This window comes from Microcystis sp. M53603_WE2, from assembly GCF_030065435.1.
The window spans coordinates 1-1,891 of the sequence record NZ_JASJFF010001074.1; the positions used below are offsets into that span (position 1 = coordinate 1).

Consider the following 1,891-nt stretch of genomic DNA (forward strand, 5'->3'; position numbering starts at 1 on the left):
CCCACACCCCACACCCCACACCCCACACCCCACACCCCACACCCCACTTCCCTTTAAACAGGATTTATTATTATTTGCTCTCCTCTGAGGAATTTTTCACCGTTTCTTCTAGGAAAACTACTGGTTCTTTTTCCCGCTGCTGCGAGCGGATGATATCGATGGTACTTTTCAGCACACTAGCGATAGGAACTGCTATCAATAAACCGAGAATTCCTGCCACTTTGCCACCGATAAAAAGAGATAGAATAATCCAGACGGGATTAAGTCCGATCATACCTCCCATTAACCGAGGGGCGATGACATTATCATTAATTTGACCGACAATAATAGTCAGGGTCAAAACTTTTAACCCTAACCAAAAATCTTGAAACATCAGTAGGGTACTAATGCCAATAATGGTAAAGGCACTGGCAAAAGGAATTAATGTAGTTAGACCGATCGCCACCCCGAATAATAGGGCATAATCAACCTTGAGAATCACAAAAACAAAAATTTGAGCAAGGCTGAGAATTCCTGCCAAAATGGTTTGACCAGCAAAATATGTTTCAAAAGTTTGACGAATAATCGTTCTTAATTTGAGATTCCAGGGAGCAGGAATCCAGCTTAAAATTCCCTCCCAAATTTGTTCGCCATAGAGAACAAGAAAGACGGTGAGAACCAGAACAAATAGAATGTTTAGGATACTGTTGATAGTTCCCAGCACAAAGCTTAGTAATTGAGTGCTAAGAGTTTGTAAAACATTGGTTAGTCGCTCCGATAACTGGGTGATTGATTGCTCGATATAAATCGCATATTTCTGAGTTTTATCCCACTTTTCTAAATTTTGTATCTGTTCGGTTCCCGACTCGATCCACTGGGGCAAACTATTGATTAAACTGCTTAATTGTTCGACAATCTGGGGAATTAAAATTAAACCTAAAACAATCAAAATTAATAGGGCAATTAAAAAGACAATAGCGATCGAACCACTGCGATTAACCCCGCGTCTTTGCAGCAGTTTGATGGGAACATCTAAGACAAAAGCTAGTAAACTAGCAGTGACAAAAATACTGACTAAGGGTTCTAGATAGCTAAATAATTGGAATAATAACCAACCATTGAGAAATAAGAGCGGAAAAACTAGACTTAGCCGCAACCAACGAGGTAGTTGCTTAAAAAGCTCTATCATTAGACCTCTTGTAAAAATCAAAAATTGTTGTTAGGGTTAGGAGTCAGGAGTCAGGAGTCAGTAGTCAGGAGAATTAAGAATGAATAATAATCAATTAAACGGTCTATTTACAGATTTTATGTAATTTAATCCTTGTTTTTGCCTTTTTTGAACCCTCAAAAATTAATTATGCAAGAGGTTCATTAATTTTGTCCTGAGAGAGTATCGAGGTAAAAAGAGACTTTTCTAACCAGAAATCCTCTTTCAATCTAGCATCTCCTCGTTACTTTTCTGGTCCAAGCAACCCTGAAACTCTTATCCTAACTGTATGGAGCTAAGCGGATTCGAACCGCTGACCCCCTCAATGCCATTGAGGTGCTCTACCAACTGAGCTATAACCCCGCGAAGACCATTTTTGAATATAGCTTAAATAGAATTATTTTGTCAAGGGGTGACGAGAAAAAAATTTGTCACTGCCAAGGCGATCGCTGATAAGACAATGGTGAAACAATCGCCCCCATTTAGACAGGAGCCGGAATTTGGGTTAAATAGGTTAAACAGTGACCCATGAGGAAATAAACTACTAACATAGCTGCTGCCGCTGCTGCCACCAAGGTTCCCGCCAGCATCAAGGAAAACTCTTGCTTGTCGAACGCTTGCTGCATCAGATGCAATGACCAAGCCACAAGACCGAGGTCAAAGATGAGAATCGGAACTAACATATTTTAAATTTTGTTAACTTTC

General features: G+C 39.9%; 2 protein-coding genes and 1 tRNA gene. All 3 read right to left on the reverse strand.

Annotated elements, in window-relative coordinates; all coding sequences use genetic code 11:
- Positions 1 to 70: 70 nt before the first annotated feature.
- The 3 genes from PX481_RS22635 to PX481_RS22645 all read right to left on the reverse strand — a co-directional run bounded on the left by PX481_RS22635 (position 71) and on the right by PX481_RS22645 (position 1,869).
- The gene (locus PX481_RS22635) at positions 71 to 1,168 is read right to left on the reverse strand and encodes an AI-2E family transporter (RefSeq protein WP_288096171.1); all 1,098 of its coding nucleotides are present in this window, start codon (positions 1,166 to 1,168) and stop codon (positions 71 to 73) included.
- Between the two features lie 308 nt (positions 1,169 to 1,476).
- Positions 1,477 to 1,549, reverse strand: a tRNA-Ala gene (locus tag PX481_RS22640).
- Positions 1,550 to 1,668: 119 nt separating this feature from the next.
- A complete protein-coding gene (locus tag PX481_RS22645; RefSeq protein ID WP_002796074.1) occupies positions 1,669 to 1,869 on the reverse strand; it encodes a hypothetical protein in 201 nt (66 codons plus the stop codon).
- Positions 1,870 to 1,891 lie beyond the last annotated feature (22 nt).

What these genes read in the sequence shown, in the direction of transcription:
- PX481_RS22635 (WP_288096171.1), bottom strand. Translation starts at nt 1,168, where the DNA reads ATGATAGAGCTTTTTAAGCAACTACCTCGTTGGTTGCGGCTAAGTCTA.
- PX481_RS22645 (WP_002796074.1), bottom strand. Translation starts at nt 1,869, where the DNA reads ATGTTAGTTCCGATTCTCATCTTTGACCTCGGTCTTGTGGCTTGGTCA.